The sequence below is a fragment of the Sanguibacter sp. HDW7 genome (genome assembly GCF_011300875.1).
Classification (GTDB): domain Bacteria; phylum Actinomycetota; class Actinomycetes; order Actinomycetales; family Cellulomonadaceae; genus Flavimobilis.
Window position 1 is genome coordinate 3,241,881 of sequence record NZ_CP049862.1, and the last position, 20,604, is coordinate 3,262,484.

General features: G+C 71.4%; 18 protein-coding genes. 5 read left to right on the forward strand and 13 right to left on the reverse strand.

Going from position 1 to position 20,604, the window contains the following annotated elements:
* Positions 1 to 51: 51 nt before the first annotated feature.
* From G7063_RS14615 to G7063_RS14655, 9 genes are all read right to left on the reverse strand, one after another.
* Complete coding sequence (locus G7063_RS14615) at positions 52 to 489, reverse strand: type II toxin-antitoxin system VapC family toxin (protein WP_166415037.1); 438 nt, start codon at positions 487 to 489, stop codon at positions 52 to 54.
* Complete coding sequence (locus tag G7063_RS14620) at positions 486 to 725, reverse strand: plasmid stability protein (protein ID WP_166415038.1); 240 nt, start codon at positions 723 to 725, stop codon at positions 486 to 488. The genes G7063_RS14615 and G7063_RS14620 overlap by 4 nt, the downstream gene beginning before the upstream one ends.
* A gap of 98 nt (positions 726 to 823) precedes the next feature.
* Complete coding sequence (locus G7063_RS14625) at positions 824 to 2,071, reverse strand: ThiF family adenylyltransferase (RefSeq protein ID WP_166415039.1); 1,248 nt, start codon at positions 2,069 to 2,071, stop codon at positions 824 to 826.
* Positions 2,072 to 2,084: 13 nt separating this feature from the next.
* Positions 2,085 to 2,831, reverse strand: coding sequence for a respiratory nitrate reductase subunit gamma (gene narI, locus G7063_RS14630; RefSeq protein WP_166415040.1), 747 nt, complete (start codon positions 2,829 to 2,831; stop codon positions 2,085 to 2,087).
* Positions 2,828 to 3,616: a nitrate reductase molybdenum cofactor assembly chaperone gene (gene narJ / locus G7063_RS14635; RefSeq protein ID WP_240916124.1), complete on the reverse strand. Its 789-nt coding sequence runs from the start codon at positions 3,614 to 3,616 to the stop codon at positions 2,828 to 2,830. The genes narI and narJ overlap by 4 nt, the downstream gene beginning before the upstream one ends.
* On the reverse strand, positions 3,613 to 5,415 hold the full coding sequence (narH, locus tag G7063_RS14640; protein WP_166415041.1) for a nitrate reductase subunit beta: 1,803 nt from the start codon (positions 5,413 to 5,415) through the stop codon (positions 3,613 to 3,615). Before narH ends, narJ begins: the two co-directional genes overlap by 4 nt.
* Positions 5,415 to 9,197 carry a nitrate reductase subunit alpha gene (locus G7063_RS14645; protein ID WP_166415042.1) on the reverse strand — a complete coding sequence of 1,261 codons (3,783 nt, stop codon included), beginning with the start codon at positions 9,195 to 9,197 and terminating at the stop codon, positions 5,415 to 5,417. The genes narH and G7063_RS14645 overlap by 1 nt, the downstream gene beginning before the upstream one ends.
* Positions 9,198 to 9,281: 84 nt before the next feature.
* Positions 9,282 to 10,595 (reverse strand): MFS transporter, encoded by a 1,314-nt coding sequence (locus G7063_RS14650; RefSeq protein WP_166415043.1) that lies wholly within the window; start codon positions 10,593 to 10,595, stop codon positions 9,282 to 9,284.
* A 171-nt stretch (positions 10,596 to 10,766) separates the two neighbouring features.
* On the reverse strand, positions 10,767 to 11,411 hold the full coding sequence (locus G7063_RS14655; protein ID WP_166415044.1) for a metalloregulator ArsR/SmtB family transcription factor: 645 nt from the start codon (positions 11,409 to 11,411) through the stop codon (positions 10,767 to 10,769).
* A 93-nt stretch (positions 11,412 to 11,504) separates the two neighbouring features.
* Between G7063_RS14655 and G7063_RS14660 the strand changes: the two genes are divergently transcribed.
* Positions 11,505 to 12,590: a magnesium and cobalt transport protein CorA gene (locus G7063_RS14660; protein ID WP_240916125.1), complete on the forward strand. Its 1,086-nt coding sequence runs from the start codon at positions 11,505 to 11,507 to the stop codon at positions 12,588 to 12,590.
* Between the two features lie 3 nt (positions 12,591 to 12,593).
* Here G7063_RS14660 and G7063_RS14665 read toward each other — a convergent pair whose 3' ends face one another.
* On the reverse strand, positions 12,594 to 13,583 hold the full coding sequence (locus G7063_RS14665) for a DMT family transporter (RefSeq protein WP_240916126.1): 990 nt from the start codon (positions 13,581 to 13,583) through the stop codon (positions 12,594 to 12,596).
* Positions 13,584 to 13,652: 69 nt separating this feature from the next.
* Here G7063_RS14665 and G7063_RS14670 point away from each other — a divergent pair, with 69 nt between their 5' ends.
* Positions 13,653 to 14,513, forward strand: a complete 861-nt coding sequence (locus tag G7063_RS14670; protein WP_166415045.1) for a LysR family transcriptional regulator — start codon at positions 13,653 to 13,655, stop codon at positions 14,511 to 14,513.
* Here G7063_RS14670 and G7063_RS14675 read toward each other — a convergent pair.
* Entirely contained in the window at positions 14,498 to 15,406 is a 909-nt protein-coding gene (locus G7063_RS14675; RefSeq protein ID WP_166415046.1) for a helix-turn-helix domain-containing protein, read from the reverse strand. The genes G7063_RS14670 and G7063_RS14675 overlap by 16 nt on opposite strands.
* A 149-nt stretch (positions 15,407 to 15,555) precedes the next feature.
* Here G7063_RS14675 and G7063_RS14680 point away from each other — a divergent pair, with 149 nt between their 5' ends.
* The 3 genes from G7063_RS14680 to G7063_RS14690 are packed head-to-tail and all read left to right on the forward strand — an operon-like array spanning position 15,556 to position 18,580.
* Positions 15,556 to 16,455: an aldo/keto reductase gene (locus G7063_RS14680; RefSeq protein ID WP_166415047.1), complete on the forward strand. Its 900-nt coding sequence runs from the start codon at positions 15,556 to 15,558 to the stop codon at positions 16,453 to 16,455.
* Positions 16,456 to 16,490: 35 nt separating this feature from the next.
* Positions 16,491 to 17,537: an alcohol dehydrogenase catalytic domain-containing protein gene (locus G7063_RS14685; RefSeq protein WP_206188171.1), complete on the forward strand. Its 1,047-nt coding sequence runs from the start codon at positions 16,491 to 16,493 to the stop codon at positions 17,535 to 17,537.
* A gap of 56 nt (positions 17,538 to 17,593) precedes the next feature.
* Positions 17,594 to 18,580: an aldo/keto reductase gene (locus G7063_RS14690; protein ID WP_166415048.1), complete on the forward strand. Its 987-nt coding sequence runs from the start codon at positions 17,594 to 17,596 to the stop codon at positions 18,578 to 18,580.
* Positions 18,581 to 18,726: 146 nt separating this feature from the next.
* Here the strand turns inward: G7063_RS14690 and G7063_RS14695 are convergent, their stop codons facing one another.
* Entirely contained in the window at positions 18,727 to 19,200 is a 474-nt protein-coding gene (locus G7063_RS14695; protein ID WP_166415049.1) for an NUDIX domain-containing protein, read from the reverse strand.
* Positions 19,197 to 20,561, reverse strand: a complete 1,365-nt coding sequence (dnaB, locus tag G7063_RS14700; protein ID WP_206188172.1) for a replicative DNA helicase — start codon at positions 20,559 to 20,561, stop codon at positions 19,197 to 19,199. The genes G7063_RS14695 and dnaB overlap by 4 nt, the downstream gene beginning before the upstream one ends.
* Between the last annotated feature and the right edge of the window lie 43 nt (positions 20,562 to 20,604).

A 20,604-nucleotide genomic window follows, 5' to 3' on the forward strand; every position in this document is an offset into this window, starting at 1 on the left:
ACTCTCGCGCCCTGCCCGTCAGCCGCGCCCGCTGCGCGCTGATCGCGCAAGTCACACGCCGGAGGCGCCCGGGGCCCTCCATGGATCGATCAGCGGAACGCCGCTGGCCGCAAAGTCAGCGACATTCCTCGTCGCCAGCGTGAAGCGGTGCGCGGAGCACGTGGCTGCGATGAGCGCGTCGATCACCGGCATCGTCATCCCGCCGGACCGCGCGGCGGCCTGCAGGCGCGCGAACTCGAGCGCCACAGCGCCGTCGACCGGGAGGACCCGCCCCTCGAAGAGCGGGAAGACCTCGTCCTCGAGACGCTGCGTGAGCATCGAACGGCGCGCGCCGTCGGGAAGGACCGCGAGTCCCAGCCGCAGCTCCGCCACCGTGAGCACGCTGACATAGAGCGTCTCGACGTGCTGGGCGTCGATCCACTCGATGACCTGCGGAGCAGGTGTCGGACGCACCGCCTCCGAGAGGACGTTCGTGTCGAGGACGATCACCCGAGGTTGACCGGCTCGTACGGGGTGCGGTCGCGCACGATCTCGAGCTCGACACCGCCGGCGGCGTGTCCGATGTCGGCAAGGAGGGAACCGAGCCGCACCCGACCCTCGTCTGCCACGGCGGCGTCGAGGATCGCCCTCACCTCGGCCTCCGCGCTCCTGCCGTGTGCCGCAGCGCGCAGCTTGAGCGCTCGGTGGGTCTCGTCCGAGATCCCTCGCACAGTCATCGCGGCCATCCGTCACACCTCCCGCTGATATCAACCGGTTTCGACGATATCACTGCGGCAACACCTCCGCTTCTCGCACACCCGCGGTACGGCGCGATCACGCCAGGTCAGTCAGACCCCACGACCTCGCGTCCCGTCGCGTGCCACGCGACGACACCGCCGGCGAGGGCACGCACGTCGGCCACACCAGCCTCACGGGCGAGCGTCGCCGCGCGCAGCGCGCGAGCATCGAGCTCGCACAGGACGACGAGCGGCGCGCGCACGGCGTCCGACCCGACGAACGCAGTCCCGTCCTCGAACAGCTCGATCGGCACGGACCGCGTGCCGGAGATGCCGTAGGCCGCGAACTCCTCGGGCGAGCGCACGTCGACGACGTCGCAGGCGCCCGAGGCGAGCAGCTCCGCGAGCGCGTCGACGTCGATCCTGGCGACCTGGGTCCCGGGCATCCCGCACGCCTCCACAGCAGCGACGAGGTCCCGCCCGAGCGGCCGCCCCCCAGGAGTCCCGGACACGGCGAGCTCCCGCCACGACGATCCCCACGCGTCGAGCACGAGCAGCCGCCCGAGCAGCGAGGGCCCGCCGCAGACGAGCCGCACGACCTCGAGCGTGAGCATCGAGCCGACGGCCGCGCACACGGCGCCGAGGACGCCGGCCGTCGAGCAGCTCGCGACGCTCCCGGGCGGCGGTGGCGCGTCGAACACGTCGCGGTACTCGACGCCGTCGCCGCCGGGCGGCGCGGCCCAGAACGTCGAGACCTGCCCGTGCCCGCCGAGGACGGCGCCCCACACGCAGGGCAGGCCGAGCTCGGCGCACGCGTCGCCGACGAGGTAGCGGGTCGCGAAGTTGTCGGCGCCGTCGACGACGAGGTCGTACCCGCCGAGGATCGCCAGCGCATTGTCGGGCCCGAGGCGCACGTCGTGCGTGACGACGGTGACGTCGGGGTTGAGGGCGCGCACGGCGTCGGCGGCGGAGTCGACCTTGCTGCGGCCGACGTCTGCGGTCCCGTGGATGACCTGGCGCTGGAGGTTGGAGAGGTCGACGACGTCGTCGTCGATGATCCCGAGCGTGCCGACGCCCGCGGCCGCGAGGTAGAGCAGGACGGGTGCGCCGAGGCCGCCCGCCCCGACGACGAGGACCCGCGCGCCGAGGAGGCGTCGCTGCCCCTCTGCCCCGACCTCGGGCAGGACGAGGTGCCGCGCGTAGCGCTCGGCCTGTGCGCCGGTGAGCGCGGGCCCGGGCTCGACGAGCGGCCCGAGCCGCCGCGGCCCCGGGGCGCGGACCGTCCCGGGTGCGGCGGCGCCTGCCGAGGCGGCCCCGGCCGCCCCGGGCGCGGCGGGACCAGGAGGAACAGTCATGCGACCCAGCGTCTCACCGCTTCCGCGAGCGCGTCTCGACCGGGTCCCAGCCCGGACGCCCCTCGCGCATGCCGTGCTGCACGTCCCGCGAGCGGTAGACGATGTGGGGCCGCACGAGGTAGCCGACGGGCGCCGACCACACGTGCACGAGGCGCGTGAACGGCCACAGCGCGATGAGCAGCAGCCCCGAGACGATGTGCAGCGCGAACAGCACGGGCACACCCTCCATGAGCGTGAGGTCGGGCTGGAAGAACATCACCGAGCGGATCCACGGCGAGATGGACTCGCGGTAGTTGTAGCCGCCGCCGATGATCTGCTCGACGACGGTCGCAGCCGTGCCGAACACGATCGCGCCGCCGAGCGCGACGAACATGAGCTTGTCCATGCGGGTCGTCGCGAGGAAGACGGAGCGCGTGCGCCGACGCCGGTAGATGAGGATCGCGAGGCCCGCGACGGTGAGGACCGCGGCGAACGTTCCGAGCCACGTCGCGCCGAGGTGGTACATGTGCTCGTTGATGCCGATCGCGTAGAGCCACCCGCGGGGCACGAGGAGCCCGACGACGTGCCCGCCCGCGACCATGAGGACGCCGACGTGGAACATGGGCGAGCCCCAGCGCAGCAGCTTCTTCTCGTAGAGCTCGCTCGAGCGCGTCGTCCACCCGAACTGGTCGTAGCGGTAGCGCCAGATGTGCCCGACGACGAAGACGGCGCCGGCGACGTAGGGCAGGACGCCCCACAGGAGGAGGTCTGTCGTGCTCATGGCGTCGTCTCCTGGCGGACGGTGGGGAACGGGAGGAGGGATCCGCCGAGGCCGACCATCTCCTGGGGCGGTCCGGCGGCGAGCAGGTCCACGAAGCGCGCGGCGACGGCGTCGGGGACCTGCGGCAACGTGCGGCACAGGGCGTCGAGCAGGTGCCGGTAGGGGCTGCGCACGTGGTGGAGCGCGGAGCGGAGGAGCTCGACGCCCTCGCGGTGGGTCGCGAGGAGCATGTCGGCGACGGGGCCGCCGTCGCGTGCGGAGAGCTCGAGGACGCTCGGCAGGTAGTCGGGCAGGTCGTCGTCGCCGAGCTCCCAGCCGCAGGCGGCGAACGCCTCGGCGAACGTCACGAGCGCCATGCCGCGCCGGCGCGTGTCCCCGGAGGAGTAGTAGGTGAGGTGGAGGGCGCAGCGGCGCTTCTGGTCGAAGGTCTCGACGTAGTGCGTCTGGGTGCGGTCGACGCCCCACGCACGGACGGTGTCGATGTGGGTGCGCAGGTCGTCGCCGAGGACCGCGGGCAGGGCCTGGGAGGTCGTCGCGACGGCATCGAGCCGCTCCTCGAACGACGCGTCCGGGTAGTCGAGGAGCAGGGCGACGGCCATGTGGGTCGCGCGCCGCAGCTCGTCGGGCAGGTCGATCGGCTCGAGGAACGGCAGCGGCTCGGTGCGTCCGCCGCGCCGCGGCGCGGTCGAGGCGGGCGGCACGGACGTGACGGGCTCGGGCGGCCCGGCGGGCAGGGGCGCCCGGCCGGTGACGCGCTGCCAGAGGGTGGGTGCGGGGGCGCTCACGGTCGCGGTCCTCCCTCGGGCAGGGAGGACGGGCCCGGGTCGGGTCCGGCGTCGGGGCCCTCGTCGGGTCCCGGACCGGGGGGCGGCGTGAGGCCGTCGGGGTCGGGGGCACCGGGAGGGGCGTCGTGCGGGTGCTCGTGCGGCGCGTCCTCACGGTCGGGGAACATGCCGGGCGGTGTGCCCTTGCCGTCCCACGTGAGGAGGTTGACGCGCGAGCGCGGCTCCTCCATGCCGTCGGACGTCTGGCGCTCCTGGAGGATGTGGAAGTTCTCGACGGTCGCGCGCAGCGGCTTGCCGCTCGACGAGCCGAAGCGCGGGCCACCCATGCCGGGCCCGCCGTCGTGGTCGAGGGAGCAGCCGGAGTCGAGCTCGTCGAGCCCGAGCATCTCGAGCTCGCGCGCCGTCTCGGCGTGCGCGGTCGGGATGACGTAGCGGTCCTCGTACTTCGCGATCGCGAGGAGCTCGTACATCGCCTCGATCGTCGCGCCGTCCATGCCGACGGACTCGGCGATGAGCGGGTCCTGCTCGAGGCCGAGGTTGACGTTGCGCATGTGCGCGCGCATCGCCGCGAGGCGCTGCAGGGACTGCTCGACGGGACCGGGGTCGCCCGCGCTGAACAGGCCGGCGAGGTACTCGACGGGGATGCGGAGCTTGTCGATCGCGTGGAAGAGCGTCGGCGCGTCCTCGCCGTCGTTGCCGGAGTCGGTGACGACGTCGACGACGGGCGACAGCGGCGGTACGTACCAGACCATCGGCAGGGTCCGGTACTCGGGGTGCAGCGGGAGGGCGACCTCGTAGCGGGAGATGAGGTCCCAGCACGGGGAGTTCTGCGCGGCCTCGATCCAGTCGTCCGCGATGCCGTCGCGGCGTGCGGCGGCGACGACCTCGGGGTCGTGGGGGTCGAGGAAGATCGAGCGCTGGGCCTCGAGGAGGTCCTTCTCGTCGGGCGTCGCGGCGGCGGCGAGGGCCTTGTCCGCGTCGTAGAGGACGAGCCCGAGGTAGCGCAGGCGGCCGACGCACGTCTCGGAGCAGACGGTCGGCTGGCCGACCTCGAGTCGCGGGTAGCACATCGTGCACTTCTCGGCCTTGCCCGTCTTGTGGTTGAAGTACACCTTCTTGTACGGGCAGCCGGTGACGCACATGCGCCAGCCGCGGCACTGGTCCTGGTCGACGAGGACGATGCCGTCCTCCTCGCGCTTGTACATCGCGCCCGACGGGCACGACGCGACGCACGCGGGGTTGATGCAGTGCTCGCAGATGCGCGGCAGGTAGAACATGAACGACTGCGAGAACTCGGCCTCGACGCGCTTGGACATGGTCGCGAGGATCGGGTCCTGCTGCATGGTCTCGCCGGCGCCGCCGAGGTTGTCGTCCCAGTTGGCCGACCACGTGATGGCCATGTTGTCGCCCGTGATGAGCGACATGGGGCGGGCGACGGGCGTGTGCTCGCCCTGCGGGGCGGAGATGAGCGTGTCGTAGTCGTACGTCCACGGCTCGTAGTAGTCGGAGATCTCGGGCAGCACGGGGTTGGAGAAGATGCTCACGAGCTTCGAGAAGCGTCCGCCGGCCTTGAGCTTGAGCCGTCCGCGGCGGGTGAGCTCCCAGCCGCCGCGCCAGCGCTCCTGGTCCTCGTAGGTGCGCGGGTAGCCGATGCCGGGCCGCGTCTCGACGTTGTTGAACCAGACGTACTCCATGCCGGAGCGGTTCGTCCACGCCTGCTTGCACGTGACCGAGCACGTGTGGCAGCCGATGCACTTGTCGAGGTTCATCACCATCGTCATCTGTGCCATGACTCGCATCAGTACGTCACCTCCTGGCTCCGGCGGCGGATGGTCGTGACCTCGTCGCGCTGGTTGCCCGTGGGACCGAGGTAGTTGAACGCGAACGACAGCTGGGCGTAGCCGCCGACGAGGTGGCTCGGCTTGAGCAGCACGCGCGTGAGCGAGTTGTGGATACCTCCGCGCAGCCCCGAGGTCTCCGACCTCGGGACGTCCACCGTGCGGTCCTTCGCGTGGTACATGTACACGGTCCCCTCCGGCATGCGGTGGGAGACGATCGCGCGGGCGACGACGACGCCGTTGCGGTTGTACGACTCGATCCAGTCGTTGTCGGTGACGCCGATCTTCGCCGCGTCCTGCGGCGACATCCAGATCGTGGGGCCGCCGCGCGAGAGCGCGAGCATGAAGAGGTTGTCCTGATACTCGGAGTGGATCGACCACTTCGAGTGGGGCGTGAGGTACCTGACGGCGACCTCGGCGTGCCCCTCGGACGCGCGCGTGCCGGACGCGTCGGTCGAGCCGACGCGGGCGTCGCCGAAGAGCCGGTGCATGTCGAGCGGCGGACGGTAGACGGGCAGCGACTCGCCGAGCTCGGTCATCCAGTCGTGGTCGAGGTAGAAGTGCTGCCGTCCCGTGAGCGTGTGCCAGGGCCGCGAGTGCTCGATGTTGATGGCGAACGCCGTGTAGCGGCGGCCGCCGTGCTCGGAGCCGGACCACTCGGGCGACGTGAGGACGGCGACGGGCTGCGCCTGCGTGTGCGCGAAGGTGATGCGCTGTCCCTCGTTGTCCTCGGCGAGCTGCGCGAGGCGCGTGCCCGTGCGCCGCTCGATGTCCTTGAACCCCTGGACGGCGAGCCGGCCGTTCGTCGTGCCGGACAGCGCGAGGATCATCTCGCACGCCTGCTGCGCGGTCTCGAGGCGGGGGCGGCCTGCGCCGACCCCGTCACGCACGATGCCGTTGCGGACGCCGAGCTCGGCAACCTCGGGCGTCGGGTCGAACGCGACGGACTTCGTCACCATGCCGAGACGGTCGGTGAGCGGGCCGAGCGCGGCCCACTTTTCGGCGATCTTCGTGTAGTCGCGGTCGACGACGACGAGCTTCGGCATCGTCTGCCCCGGCACGCGCTCGGCCTGCGCGGGGACCTCGCCGCGCGGGTAGGCGAGCTCGTCGGGCGTGTCGTGCAGGAGCGGCACGGCGACGAGGTCGGAGCGGGCCTCGAGGTGCCCGACGGCCAGCCGCGAGACCTCCTGGGAGAGCGTCGCGTAGATGTCGAAGTCGGTGCGCGTCAGCCACGGCGGGTTGATCGCCGGGTTGAACGAGTGGATGAACGGGTGCATGTCGGTCGACGAGAGGTCGTACTTCTCGTACCAGGTCGCGGCCGGCAGGACGACGTCGGAGAACAGCGTCGTCGACGTCATGCGGAAGTCGCTCGTCACGAGGAGGTCGAGCTTGCCGCGCGGCGCCTCGTCGCGCCACGTCATCGTCTTCGGACGCCGGTCGGGGCCGGCCTCGTCGGCGAGGACCGCGGAGTCGGTGCCGAGCAGGTGCTTGAGGAAGTACTCGTTGCCCTTGCCGGACGAGCCGAGGATGTTGGCGCGCCAGATGTTGAGGACGCGGGGGAAGTTCGCCGGGTTGTCGGGGTCCTCGCACGCGAAGCGCAGGGAGCCGTCGGCGAGGGAGTCGACGACGTGCTGCGCGGGCTCCTTGCCCGCGACGCGGGCCTCGTCGACGAGGTCGAGCGGGTTGCGGTCGAACGTCGGGTAGCTGGGCATCCAGCCGCGCTGCGCGGACTCGACGAGGCAGTCGGCCGTCGTGCGGTCGGCGAACGTGCCCTCGGCAAGCGGCGACGCGAGCGCGTCGGCGGGCAGGCCGTCGTAGCGCCACTGGTCGGTCGCGAGGTACCAGAACGCGGTGCCGATCATGTTGCGCGGCGGGCGCTGCCAGTCGAGCGCGTTGCCGTACTGCGTGTAGCCCGTGAGGGGGCGGACCTTCTCCTGGCCGACGTAGTGGGCCCAGCCGCCGCCGTTGACGCCCTGGCAGCCGGTCATGGCAGTGAGCGCGAGGAACGTGCGGTAGATCGTGTCGGAGTGGAACCAGTGGTTGGTGCCGGCGCCCATGAGGATCATCGAGCGGCCGCCGGAGTCCTCGGCGTTCTGCGCGAACTCGCGGCCGATCCGGGCGGCGAGCTCTGCGGGCACGGAGGTGATCTCCTCCTGCCAGGCGGGCGTGCCGGGGGTCGTCGGGTCGTCGTAGCCCGTCGGCCACGTGCCCGGCAGGCCGTCACGGCCGACGCCGTACTGGGCGAGCATGAGGTCGTAGACCGTCGTGACGAGCTCGTCGCCCACGGCGACGACGGGCACGCCGCGCCGCACGGCGCCGGCGCCGCCCGTGTGGCGGCCCTGCTCGGTCGTGCCGGGGACGGCGCCGTCCTTCTCGGGGTCGCCGGGGGCGACGTCGAAGCGCGGCAGGTCGAGCTCGACCGCCTGCCCGTCCCAGCCGTCGAGGTCCATGACGGACAGGCGCGGGTCGAGGTCGCCGAGCTCGAGGTTCCACGTGCCGGCCTTGGCCGGGTCGAAGCGGTGGCCGAGCGACCCGCCGGGGATCTTCACGGAGCCGTCGGCGTCGAGGACCGCGGTCTGGAACGCGGCGTCGCGGTCGGCGGGCGGCGTCGGGAGGTCCGCGGCAGTGAGGAACTTGCCGGGGACCCACGCATCGCCGCGGCGGCGCAGACGCACGAGGTTGGGCGCGTCGGTGAAGCGACGCATGTAGTCGACGAACGGCGCGGTGCGCCGCGCGACGTGGAACTCCGTGAGGATGACGTGGCCCATCGCCATGGCGAGCGCGCCGTCCGTGCCGGGGTGGGGTGCCATCCAGTCGTCGGCGAACTTCGTGTTGTCCGCGTAGTCCGGGGAGACGGTGACGACCTTCTGGCCGCGGTAGCGGGCCTCCGTCATGAAGTGCGCGTCCGGGGTGCGCGTCACGGGGACGTTCGAGCCCCACATCATGAGGTACGACGCGTTCCACCAGTCGGCCGACTCGGGGACGTCCGTCTGGTCGCCGAACACCTGCGGCGAGGCGACCGGCAGGTCGGCGTACCAGTCGTAGAACGAGAGCATGGTGCCGCCGAGCAGGTGCACGAAGCGCGCGCCGGCGCCGTGCGACACCATCGACATCGCGGGGATCGGGCTGAAGCCCGCGATGCGGTCCGGACCGAACTCCTTGGCCGTGTGGACGTGCGCGGCCGCGACGATCTCCGCGGCCTCCTCCCACGTCGCCCGGACGAGCCCGCCCTTGCCGCGCGCCGCCTTGTACGCGCGCGCCGTCTCCGGGTCCCCCGTCACCTCGGCCCACGCGAGCACCGGGTCACCGGTGCGTGCCTTCGCCGCCCGGTAGGCGTGGAGCAGGACGCCGCGCACGTACGGGTAGCGGACGCGCGTCGGCGAGTACGTGTACCAGGAGAACGCGGCGCCGCGCGGGCAGCCGCGCGGCTCGTACTCGGGCGAGCCCGGGCCGACCGACGGGTAGTCGGTCTGCTGCGTCTCCCACGTGATGATGCCGTTCTTCACGTAGACCTTCCACGAGCACGAGCCCGTGCAGTTGACGCCGTGCGTCGACCGGACGATCTTGTCGTGGCTCCAGCGGTCCCGGTAGAACGCGTCGCCGGTCCGACCTCCCTCGACGAACACGGCACGCAGGTCCTCGGAGACCGTGCCCTTGTGAAGCTTCGAGCCGACGCGCACGAGCGCGTCGACGAGGCCGTTGTCGAGGCCCGGGGCCCGGGTCGCTGCGTCGGTCATGCTCATCCTCGTTCTCTCGGCTGCTCCGCCGGGTCAGGTGGACGTCGTACGTGCACGAACGCCGGCCCCGTGGGGGCCGGCGTGCGGGCGTCAGCTCGGGTGGGGCGCTCCGGGACGGACGTAGTTCGTCCAGGTGAGCCACGTGCAGAAGGCGAAGAAGACGGCGGCGCCGATGAAGAAGGAGCGCGGCGCGACGAACGACAGGCTCATGCCGACGATGAACGGGCCGAAGGCCGCGATCGCGGACGTGAAGCCGATGACGCCGCCCGCGCGACGCTTGTCGAAGATCATCGGCATCTGCTTGAACGTGCCCGCGTTGCCGATGCCGGCGAACGTGAAGATCGCGAGCATCCCACCGAGGAACCAGCCGAACTTCGAGACGTCGGACGGGTCGAGGAAGAAGATCGTGAAGACGGTCGAGACGGTCATGCCGATGCCGGCGACGAGCGTCCAGATCGCACCGCCGAAGCGGTCGCAGAGCGGACCCCACGCGGCGCGCGTCACGGACCCGAGCAGCGGGCCGATGAACGCGAACTTCAGCGGGTCGGGCGCATTCTCGAAGCTGCCGAACTCGGCGAGCGTGATGAGGCCGAGCTGCGCTGCGAAGCCCGAGAACGCGCCGAAGGTCATGAGGTAGATCGCTGTCATCACCCATGTCTGCTTGACGCGGAAGATGTCGAGCTGGTCGCGGAAGCTTGCGCGGATGGGCACGCGTCGCAGCACGACGGCCGCGAGGACGATGCCGAGGATGATCCAGGGCACGACGACGAGCGCCACGTTGTGCAGCCACAGGTCACCGCCGTCCTTCGTCGACTGGGGCGTGAGGACGGCGGTCCCGAAGAGGCCGAAGCCGACGACCCACGGGGCGAGGAGCTGCACGAGGCTCACGCCGAAGTTGCCGATGCCGGCCTGGAGCCCGAGCGCCGTGCCGGCCTTCTTCTTGGGGAAGAAGTAGCTCGTCGAGGGCATGAAGCCCGCGAAGGCGCCACCGCCGATGCCCGTCATGAACGCGAGCACGAGGAGCGTCTCGTACGACGTCGAGGAGTCGCGGACGGCGAACGTCCAGCCGAGCACGGGCAGCAGCAGGAGCGTCGTCGCGCCGCCCACGAGGGTGCGCGTGCCGACGATCGGCGGCAGGAACATGAAGATGAGCCGCATGACGCCGCCGGCGAGGCCGGGGATCGCCGCGAGCCAGTAGAGCTGGCTCGGGTCGAGGTCGAAGCCCACACTGTTGAGGCGCGGCGCGATGGCCGAGACGAGGTACCACACCATGAACGCGAGGGTGAGGTTGTACGTCGTCACCCAGAGCGTGCGCCAGGCGAGGCCCTTGTCCCAGGTGCGCTCGTCCTCGGGGTTCCAGTTGGACAGGTCTCGGACGAGGTCTGGTCCTGCGGTCGTCGCCATCTGCACTCCCAGGGTGCGTTTCGGATACGGCGTGCGTGCCGTCGTCCGAGCATGCCCCGGGAGGGTTCGCGCATGTCGTCGTCGACACCGTGCTTAATCGACCGTAGTCGTCCGGCTCGGGCGGAGCCACCCCTCGGGTGACATCCGTCGAGCGTGTCGTCGGTCGTCGGGTCAGGCGATGCGACGGCGGAGGCTGAGCGTGCAGTGCTCCTCGCCGACGAAGGGCTCGAGCCGCTCGACCTCGTGGGCGCCGTCGGCCTGCTCGAGCACGCTCTGCGCAAGCTCGGTGTGGAGGCGGCAGACGACGTCCTGACGGGCGCGTGCCAGCTCGACGAACGGGCAGCGGAAGAGGTGGAACGTGAGCTCGCCCGGCGCGTACACCGGGTCGAAGCCGACGCGGTCGAGGTGGGCCTCGAGCGCGAGGACGTCGCGTTCGGACCCTTCCGGGACCGGAACGCGCCCGGTCGTGCCGTCGTCGCGGGCGGCGTCGGCGAGCAGGGCGGCGGCTCGGCGGGCCTGCGCGATGTCGGCCTCGAGGCGGCTCCGGGCGTCGGGGTCGGACGCGAGGTCCTCGGCCGTCGTCACGCGGTAGATCATGCGAGGGCGGCCGCGAACCGTGCGCACCTCGGGGGTGCGCCGGACGAGGCCGACGTCGACGAGCACGGCGAGGTGCTCGCGGACCGTGTTGGCGTGCAGGCCGGTGCCGGCGACGAGGTCGTCGACGAGGCGGGGGCCGTCCGTCTGCAGGCGGTGGAGCAGCTCGACGCGGCTCTCGGCCGCGAGCGCCCGTCCCACCGCCGATCTGCTCGTCGTCATCTTCCGTTTGTACCTCCCCCCGGGCACGCACCGCGGGACCTAGGTCCCGCGCCATGTCGCTAGGCTCGGAACGTCGTCGTCCTAGGAGCATTCATGTCCACGAGCCCTGCCCGTCGCGACCGTCCGCGTCGCCTGCTCGACCTCATGGGCCGTCGCGACGGGTCCGACGACGCGAGCACCGCGACGTTGCACGTCACGCAGCTGCGCAACGGTGAGGTCGTGGAGTCCCGGTCGGTGGGCGACAACGCGTCGGATGCTGCCGCCGACGCGGCGCTCGCGTTCGCGCAGGAGGAGCCGGAGAGCCTCGTCGTCCTCGGCTACGACATGCCGTCGCCCGAGGAGCTCGCGCACCTCGGCAGCGTGTGGGACCTGCATCCGCTGCTCGTCGAGGACCTCCTCAAGGCGCGGCAGCGTCCGAAGCTCGAGCGGTACGGGGACGTGCTGTTCGTCGTCGCGCGCATGGCGGCGTACGACGACCCCACGGAGGACGTCGTCGTCACGGAGTTCCACCTGCTGCGTCGGGGCAACGTCGTCGCGATCCTCTGCCAGTCGCGCTCCGGGGAGTCCGTGGTGGAGGCGCACCAGCTCGTGCGGGATCCCGGGGTGCTGCGGCTGGGGCCGGAGGCCGTCGTCCACTCGTTCCTCGACGTCGCGGTGGACGGGTATGCGCGGGTGGTCGAGGACCTCGAGGTGGACCGGGAGCAGATCGAACGGCAGGTGTTCGACGGTGACGAGGCGGTCGCCGAGCGCATCTATCGTCTGAGCAGGGAGATCATCGACCTCCAGCATGCGGCGGTGCCCCTGGTCGCGGTGGTCGACGGGTTGCGGGCGGGCTTCGAGCAGCACGGGGTGCATCCGGAGCTGCGCGCCTATCTCCAGGACGTCGCGGACCATCTTGCGCGGGTGACGAGCGCGATCGCGGGGCTGCGCGAGGCGCTCGCGCAGATCCTCAACGTCAACGCGACGCTCGTCAACCAGCGGCAGAACGAGAACATGAAGAAGATCTCGGGCTGGGCGGCGATCCTCTTCGCGCCGACGCTCGTGGGCGCGATCTACGGCATGAACTTCGACGACATGCCGGAGCTCCACTGGTCGCTCGGGTACCCGATGGCGCTGGGCCTCATGGTCGCCCTCGGTGCGGGGCTGTGGGTCCTCTTCCGCCGCAACCGCTGGATGTAGCCGTCAGGCCTGCGGGCGCAGGCCGCGCGCGGAGACGACGGCGTTGCTCGCGACGATGAGCGCGATGCCGACCCACTCGTTGACGTCGAGCGTCTGGTGGAGCACGAGCCAGCCCATGAGGGCGGCCCACACGGGGTTGATGCTCGCGAACGTCCCGAACATGGGTGCGGGCACGCGGCGCAGCGCGAGGACGTCGACGACGTACGGCACGAGGGACGCGAGGATCGCGCAGCCGGCCCCGAGCGCGAGCGCGTGCCAGGTGAGCGGGTGCTGCGTGAACCACCAGGCGGCGACGGGCAGCCACGCGAGGGCCGTGAGGCCGCTCGCGAGCGCGGGCCCGTCGAGGCCTGAGAACTGCTGGCCGACGGCTCGGTTGAGCAGGATGTATGCGGCCCACGTGGCTGCGGCGGCGAGGGCGAGCGCGATGCCGACGACGTCGGTCGTCGGGCCGGGGTTCGTGAGGACGACGACGCCGACGCCCGCGAGCACCGCGCACGCGAGGTCGAGGCGTCGCCGGGAGCCGAGGATCGCGACGGCGAGCGGGCCGAGGAACTCGATCGTCACCGCGAGGCCGAGGCCGAGCCGCTCGACGGCGAGGTAGAGCGAGAGGTTCATGACGCTGAAGACGGCGACGAGGCCGAGCGCGAGGAGCCACTGCTCCCGGCTGCGGCCACGGATGCGGGGCCGCACCGTGGGCACGAGGACGGCCGCGGTGACGAGCTGGCGCAGGGCGACGACGCCGACGGGGCCGATGAGCGGGAAGGCCGTCGCGCCGAGCGCGGCCCCGGCCTGTCCGGAGACGGTGCCGCCGAGCATGAGGCCGATGCCGACGGCGCGGTCCTTCGTCGTCGGCGTGCCGGCGGTGGTCACGCGGATGTCGCTGCCTCGGTCGGGCGTCGACTGCGCGGAGGGGTTGCCGACGAGGCCGGCGGGGTGTGCCGGAGGTGTCGGGCTGGGTGCGGGCATGGTGCCGCGCGCCGCGAGGAGGCTCATGCGTCGAACGGTAGGCGCGCGACTGTCCTTCTCCTAGTGCATGATGCATGCCTGCCATACCCTGAGGTCATGGACTGGACGGTGCGGGAGCTTGAGGTGTTCGTCGCGGCCGCGGAGACCGGGTCGTTCACGGACGCGGCTCTGCTGCTGCGCGTGTCGCAGGCGTCGGTGTCGCGCACGGTCGCGGCGCTCGAGCAGGCACTCGGCGACCGCGTCCTGCAGCGTGTGCCCCGCGGCTGCGAGCCGACGGCGTTCGGTCTGCAGGTCCTCCCCCACGCCCGTCGGGTGCTCGCGGAGGCGGGTCGGTTCAGCGAGTTCGTGCGGTCGCGGCACGGGCTGCTGCGGCTCGGGTACGCGTGGTCGGCGCTCGGCCGGCACACCGCGCCGCTGCAGCGGCGGTGGGCTCGCGAGCACCCGGCGGTCGGGCTCGAGCTCGTGCGGTTCAACTCCCCGACCTCGGGGCTCGCCGAGGGGCGGTGCGACGTCGCGATCGTGCGCAGGCCCGTCGACGACCGCCGCTACGGCTCGTTCGTCGTGGGTCTCGAGCGTCGTCTGGTGGCGTTCGCGTCGGACGACGCCCTGTGGTCGCGCCGTCGCCAGGTGACGATGGCGGAGATCGCGGGGCGCACCGTCGTCATCGACCCCCGCACGGGAACGACGGGCTCGGACCTGTGGCAGGGAGCGGCGACGCTGCCGACGTTCGTCGAGTCGACGGACGTCGACTCGTGGCTCGACGCGATCGCGGCGGGCCGCGGCGTCGGCACGACGGCGCAGGCGACGGCGGACCACCACCCGCGCCCGGGCGTCACCTACCGACCGATCAAGGACGGCCCGCGCATCGCGGTGCGCCTCGTGTGGCTGCGCGACGCGAGGCCCGCGGGCCTCGACGAGCTCGTCCACACGGTGACGGAGCTCTACGCGTCGACCTGAGGCATCTCGGCACCCGCCGGCGCCTGCGTCGCGGCCCACGACGCGAGCAGCGCGAGCCCGTCCTCCGACGCTGAGCCCGGATCCGCCGTGAAGACGTTCAGCTGGAGCCCCGCGTCGGCGGGCAGGATGAGCGCCTCGTAGTCGAGCTCCAGCCTCCCGACGACCGGATGATGGAAGACCTTCGTCCCCGACCGGTGGTAGCGGACATCGTGCGAGGCCCACAGCTGTCGGAACTCTTCCGACCTGGTCGAGAGCTCGCCCACAAGGTTCGTGAGGCCGACGTCGTACGGGTTGCTGCCGGCCTCGGCGCGCAGGATCGCCACCGCGTCGTGCGCGATGCGTGCGGTCGCGTCGCCCCAGAAGCGCTCTGCGGCCTCCGGGTCGAGGAACTGGAAGCGCGCGGTGTTGACCGGCCGTCCCGGGACGGCCGTCGGCGAGTCGTACAGCGGTGAGTAGAGCGCGCGCCCCAGGGGGTTCGCGCCGAGGATGTCGAGGTGACCGTTGCGCACGAGCGCGGGCGCGTCACGCAGAGCGTCGAGCGTGCGCTGCACGACGGGACGCAACGACGCGGGTCGGGCACGTCGGGCGCGAGCCCGGCTCGCACCGCTCGCGTGCGCGGCACGCGCAAGGGCAAAGAGGTGGCCGTGCTCGGCCTCGTCGAGCTGGAGCGCGGCCGCGAGCGCCTCGAGAACCTCCTCCGAGACGCCGCCGAGGTTCCCGCGTTCCATGCGCGTGTAGTAGTCGACACTGACGCCCGCGAGCATCGCAACCTCCTCGCGGCGCAGCCCGGGGACGCGACGATGACCACCGTAGGCAGGCAGCCCCGCTCGGACGGGGGTGAGCCGCGCGCGGCGTGTCGTGAGGAACTCCCGGGTCTCGGCCTTCAGATCCATGGCTCGACGGTACGTCGGGCCACCCCTCGACGGGGAGGGCCTGCTGGTACCCCGATCGCGAAGGTCGCGGCCCGGCCGCACGGGGTCCTCGCCAGCGGGGTACCGCCAGGGCCTTCCTCGTCGTCGTCGAGATTCGTACCGTCAGAGTCATGACCGATTCTCACGTTCCTCAGATCCCGCTCGGCGGCGGGCTCACGCTCCCTGCCCTCGGCCTCGGCGTCTTCCAGACGCCGCAGCAGCAGACCGTCGACGCGGTCGCCGAGGCGCTGCGCCTCGGATACCGCCACATCGACACGGCCGCCGCGTACGGCAACGAGCGCGAGGTGGGCAAGGCGCTCGCTGCCTCTGGCGTCACCCGCGACGAGGTCATCGTCGAGACGAAGGTCTGGATCAGCGACTACGGGTACGACGCGACGCTCCACGCCTTCGAGAAGTCGGCCACCAAGCTCGGCGTCGAGCAGATCGACCTCCTGCTGCTCCACCAGCCGCTGCCCACGCGCTTCGATCTCACCCTCGACGCCTACCGTGCGCTCGAGACGCTGCTCGCAGACGGAGCGGTCCGCGCGATCGGCGTGAGCAACTTCATGCCTGAGCACCTCCGTCGACTGCTCGACACCGCGTCGGTCGTGCCGGCGGTGAACCAGATCGAGGTGCACCCGTACTTCAGCCAGCCCGAGCTCCGTGCTCTTCACGCCGAGCTCGGGATCCTCACGCAGGCGTGGTCGCCGATCGGCGGCATCACGTTCTACCCCGGCTACGGCGAGGGACGTCGCTCGACGCTCGAGGACCCGACGATCTCGGCGATCGCCGCCGCGCACGGCGCGACGCCCGCGCAGGTCATGCTCCGCTGGCACGTGCAGCAGGGACGCTCCGCGATCCCCAAGTCCGTGACTCCTCACCGCATCGCGGAGAACCTCGCGATCGACACCTTCGACCTCACGGCCGAGGATCTCGCCGCGATCGACGCCCTCGACACGGGGGTCCGCGGCGGCCCCGACCCTTCGACGATCACCCTCGAGTCGTTCGGTCGTCCGATCCCCGAGGCCTGAGTCCCACCCCACCGCCCCACAGAGAGGCACCTTCCATGCGAGCCACTTACATGCACGGCGCGGGCGACGTCCGCGTCGAGACCGTCCCGGACCCGGTCCTGCACGCTCCGACCGACGCCATCGTCCGCGTCGTCCGCGCCTGCGTGTGCGGGTCCGACCTCCACCCGTACCACTCGCTCCCGGCCGGGCCCGCCCGACCCATGGGTCACGAGCTCATCGGCGTCGTCGAGGAGGTGGGAGCCGAGGTGCGCACCGTCCGCGTCGGCGACTTCGTCGTCGCCCCGTTCGCCTTCTCCGACAACACGTGCGTGTTCTGCCGGGAGGGCTTCCAGACGTCGTGCCCGCACGGCGGCTTCTACGGGCGCCCGGAGACCGGAGGCCTCCAGGCCGAGCTTGCGCGCATCCCGCTCGCCGACGGCAGCCTCGCCGTCGTGCCCGACCTCGACCCGGCGTCGGCGACGGAGACGATGCTCCACTCGCTCCTCGCACTGTCCGACGTCTACCTCACCGGGTATCACGCGGCGCTCATGGGTGGGGTCGGCCCACGCACGACCGTCACTGTCGTCGGTGACGGTGCGGTAGGTCTCTCGGCCGTGCTCGCGTCGCGACGGATGGGAGCTGAGCGCATCATCCTCATGGGACGCCACGTCACCCGCACGGATCTCGGGCGGCTCTGGGGCGCGACGGACGTCGTCGCAGAGCGCGGCGCGGCCGGTGTCGCACAGGTCATGGACCTCACGGACGGCGAGGGCTCGCACGTCGTGCTCGAAGCTGTGGGGCACATGCCGGCGTACGAGCAGGCGTACGGAATCGTGCGACCGGGTGGTGTCATCTCGCGCGTCGGCGTCCCGCAGTACGAGTCGGCGCCCGTCGGGTTCGGCTCGCTGTTCGGCAGGAACGCGCGGCTCGCAGGAGGGCCGGCACCGGTACGCGCCTACCAGGACGCTGCGATCGCGGAGGTCCTCGCGGGCGACCTCGAGCCAGGGCTCGTCTTCGACCGCACGCTGCCGCTCGTCGATGCCGCCGAAGCGTACCGGCTCATGGATTCACGTGAGTCCCTCAAGGTGTCGCTGCGTCCCTGAGGACGCGGCGGCGCAGCACCACCTCAGCCCGACAGCCCACCTGAAGGAGTCCTTCCATGCACACCCGCACGCTCGGCCGCGACCTCGTCGTGTCCGCGATCGGCCTCGGCGCCATGGGAATGTCCCAGTCGTACGGGCCCAATCCTGGCTCCCGCGAGGACATGATCGCGGTTCTCCGGGGTGCCGTCGACCTCGGCGTGACCTTCGTCGACACGGCCGAGGTCTACGGCCCCTACGTCAACGAGGAGCTCGTCGGAGAGGCGCTCGCCCCGATCCGGGACGACGTCGTCATCGCGACGAAGTTCGGCTGGGACATCCGGGACGGCCACGTGGTCGGGCTCGACTCGCGGCCCGAGCAGATCCGTCGTGTCGCCGATGAGTCGCTGTCACGTCTGGGCACGGAGCGCATCGACCTCTTCTACCAGCACCGTGTCGACCCGGACGTGCCGATCGAAGAGGTCGCGGGCGCCGTCGGCGAGCTCGTCGCGGCCGGCAAGGTCGCCCACCTCGGGCTCTCGGAGGCGGGCGCGGGGACGATCCGTCGTGCGCACGCCGTCCACCCGGTGACGGCAGTTCAGAGCGAGTACTCATTGTGGACCCGTGACCCTGAGGCCGAGGTCCTGCCCGTCCTGGCCGAGCTGGGCATCGGGTTCGTCCCGTTCAGCCCGCTCGGCAAGGGCTTTCTCACGGGCACGGTCACCCCGACCACAACGTTCACGCCGGGGGACGTCCGGACGACGATCCCGAGGTTCTCGGAGCAGAACCGGTCCCTCAACGAACGACTTCTCGGCGCGGTGAGGGACGTCGCACAGACGCACCACGTCTCGCCCGGGCAGGTCGCGCTCTCATGGCTGCTCGCCCAGCAGCCGTGGATCGTGCCGATCCCAGGGACGCGGCGTCTCGAGCGGGTCGCCGAGAACCTCGGCGCTGCGGACCTCGATCTCACCTCGGAAGAGCTCGCGGGTCTCGACTCGCTGGTACGTGACAGGCCCGTGCAGGGCGAGAGGTACGGCGAGTCGGGGATGCGGATGGTGGGTCTGTGATCGGCGGCTGCGGCCGTGGGTCCCGTGGCGATGCCTGGTCCAGCACCTGACCGTCGAGGCGACCTCCCCGGGCCGCTCGAGAGCAGATCGGGTGACCTCACCTGCGCGCGTCAGCCGTCCAGTCAGCCCCCTGAGCCTCGGCGAGGTCAGGCCTGCGACGGGTACCCGAAGGAGCTCGCGACCGGCAGCGTCCCGGTGCGCAGGCCGTCGAGGACGAAGCGCTCGTAGTGCGGGACGGGTTCGGGCAGGGCGTCGAGGGCGTACCAGTCGAGGCCGTCGCACTTGTGCGGCTCCACGATCCGCGGCGTGCCGGCCCAGGTCTCGACGGTCCAGAACCACTCGATGCGCTGCTCGATGGGCGCGTCGGAGCCGTCGGTGCGCTGCAGGACGGTGAGGAGCCGCAGGTCGGCGACGTCGACGGTCACGCCGAGCTCCTCGGCGACCTCACGCACCGCGGCCCGGGCGGCGGTCTCCCCGGGCTCGACGTGCCCGGCGGCGCCCGCGACCCAGTGCCCGTCCATGTAGCCGGTGCCGGCGCGGTGCTGCAGCAGCACCTCCTCGCCCCGTCGCAGGAACACGTAGGAGGCGGGGATGAGGGCGTAGCCCGTGCGTTCGCTCATGCCTGCATGTCCACGAAGCGCGAGTAGTGGCCCTGGAACGCGACGGTGATCGTGTCGGTGGGGCCGTTACGGTGCTTGGCGACGATGAGGTCGGCCTCGCCCGCGCGCGGCGACTCCTTCTCGTAGGCGTCCTCGCGGTGCAGGAGGATGACCATGTCAGCGTCCTGCTCGATCGAGCCGGACTCACGCAGATCACTCATCGCGGGCTTCTTGTCGGTGCGCTGCTCAGGGCCACGGTTGAGCTGCGAGAGCGCGATGACGGGGACCTCGAGCTCCTTGGCGAGGAGCTTGAGGGCACGGGAGAACTCGGAGACCTCCTGCTGGCGCGACTCGACGCGCTTGCCGGACGTCATGAGCTGCAGGTAGTCGATGACGACGAGCTTGAGGTCGTGGCGCTGCTTGAGGCGGCGGCACTTGGCGCGGATCTCCATGAGCGACATGTTCGGGGAGTCGTCGATGAACAGCGGGGCCTCGGAGATGCGGCCCATGGTGCCGGCGAGCTTCTGCCAGTCGTCGTCGCTCATCGAGCCGTTGCGCAGCTTCTGCAGGTGCACGCGCGCCTCGGCGGAGAGCAGACGCATCGTGATCTCGGTCTTGCTCATCTCAAGACTAAAAACAACGGCAGCCTGGTTGTTCTTAATTGCCGCGGCGCGCACGAAATCAATGGCGAGGGTCGATTTTCCGATGGCCGGACGGGCGGCGATAACAATCATCTGACCTGGGTGAAGACCATTAGTCAGCTTATCAAGATCAGCAAATCCGGTCGGCACGCCGACCATGCCCTCGCCGCGGCTTCCCGCGGCCTCGATCTCGTCGACCGTGGAGCCGAGGACCTCGCCGAGGATGACGTAGTCCTCGGTCGCGCGGGTCTCGGTGACGGCGTAGACCTCGGCCTGGGCGTTGTTGACGATCTCGTCGACGTCGCCGCCGTCGGCGGCGTACCCGAGCTGGACGATGCGGGTGCCGGCCTCGACGAGGCGGCGGAGGATGGCGCGCTCGCGCACGATGCGGGCGTAGTAGCCGGCGTTCGCGGCGGTGGGCACCATCGCGATGAGCTCGTGGATGTAGGGGGCGCCACCGATGCGCCCGACCTCGCCGCGCTTGGTGAGCTCGGCGAGGACCGTGATGGCGTCGGCCGGCTCGCCGCGACCGTAGAGGTCCATGATCGCGTCGTAGATGAGCTCGTGGGCGGGCCGGTAGAAGTCGTTGCCCTTGAGCTCCTCGACGACGTCCGCGATGGCGTCCTTGGAGATGAGCATGCCGCCGAGGACGGACTGCTCGGCGGCGATGTCCTGGGGCGGGGTGCGGTCGAAGGTGCGGCCTTCGGGGCTGCCGTACTCGTCGTTGTGCTCCGCCGACATGCGCCCCGCCTCTCGTGCGACCCGGTGGCCGCTCCACCGGATC

Bases quoted from the DNA above. Each gene is read 5' to 3' on its own strand.
- G7063_RS14620 (WP_166415038.1), bottom strand. From the start codon at position 725: ATGGCCGCGATGACTGTGCGAGGGATCTCGGACGAGACCCACCGAGCG.
- G7063_RS14625 (WP_166415039.1), bottom strand. From the start codon at position 2,071: ATGACTGTTCCTCCTGGTCCCGCCGCGCCCGGGGCGGCCGGGGCCGCC.
- narI (WP_166415040.1), bottom strand. From the start codon at position 2,831: ATGAGCACGACAGACCTCCTCCTGTGGGGCGTCCTGCCCTACGTCGCC.
- narH (WP_166415041.1), bottom strand. From the start codon at position 5,415: ATGCGAGTCATGGCACAGATGACGATGGTGATGAACCTCGACAAGTGC.
- G7063_RS14645 (WP_166415042.1), bottom strand. From the start codon at position 9,197: ATGAGCATGACCGACGCAGCGACCCGGGCCCCGGGCCTCGACAACGGC.
- G7063_RS14650 (WP_166415043.1), bottom strand. From the start codon at position 10,595: ATGGCGACGACCGCAGGACCAGACCTCGTCCGAGACCTGTCCAACTGG.
- G7063_RS14655 (WP_166415044.1), bottom strand. From the start codon at position 11,411: ATGACGACGAGCAGATCGGCGGTGGGACGGGCGCTCGCGGCCGAGAGC.
- G7063_RS14660 (WP_240916125.1), top strand. From the start codon at position 11,505: ATGTCCACGAGCCCTGCCCGTCGCGACCGTCCGCGTCGCCTGCTCGAC.
- G7063_RS14665 (WP_240916126.1), bottom strand. From the start codon at position 13,583: ATGAGCCTCCTCGCGGCGCGCGGCACCATGCCCGCACCCAGCCCGACA.
- G7063_RS14670 (WP_166415045.1), top strand. From the start codon at position 13,653: ATGGACTGGACGGTGCGGGAGCTTGAGGTGTTCGTCGCGGCCGCGGAG.
- G7063_RS14675 (WP_166415046.1), bottom strand. From the start codon at position 15,406: ATGGATCTGAAGGCCGAGACCCGGGAGTTCCTCACGACACGCCGCGCG.
- G7063_RS14680 (WP_166415047.1), top strand. From the start codon at position 15,556: ATGACCGATTCTCACGTTCCTCAGATCCCGCTCGGCGGCGGGCTCACG.
- G7063_RS14685 (WP_206188171.1), top strand. From the start codon at position 16,491: ATGCGAGCCACTTACATGCACGGCGCGGGCGACGTCCGCGTCGAGACC.
- G7063_RS14690 (WP_166415048.1), top strand. From the start codon at position 17,594: ATGCACACCCGCACGCTCGGCCGCGACCTCGTCGTGTCCGCGATCGGC.
- G7063_RS14695 (WP_166415049.1), bottom strand. From the start codon at position 19,200: ATGAGCGAACGCACGGGCTACGCCCTCATCCCCGCCTCCTACGTGTTC.
- dnaB (WP_206188172.1), bottom strand. From the start codon at position 20,561: ATGTCGGCGGAGCACAACGACGAGTACGGCAGCCCCGAAGGCCGCACC.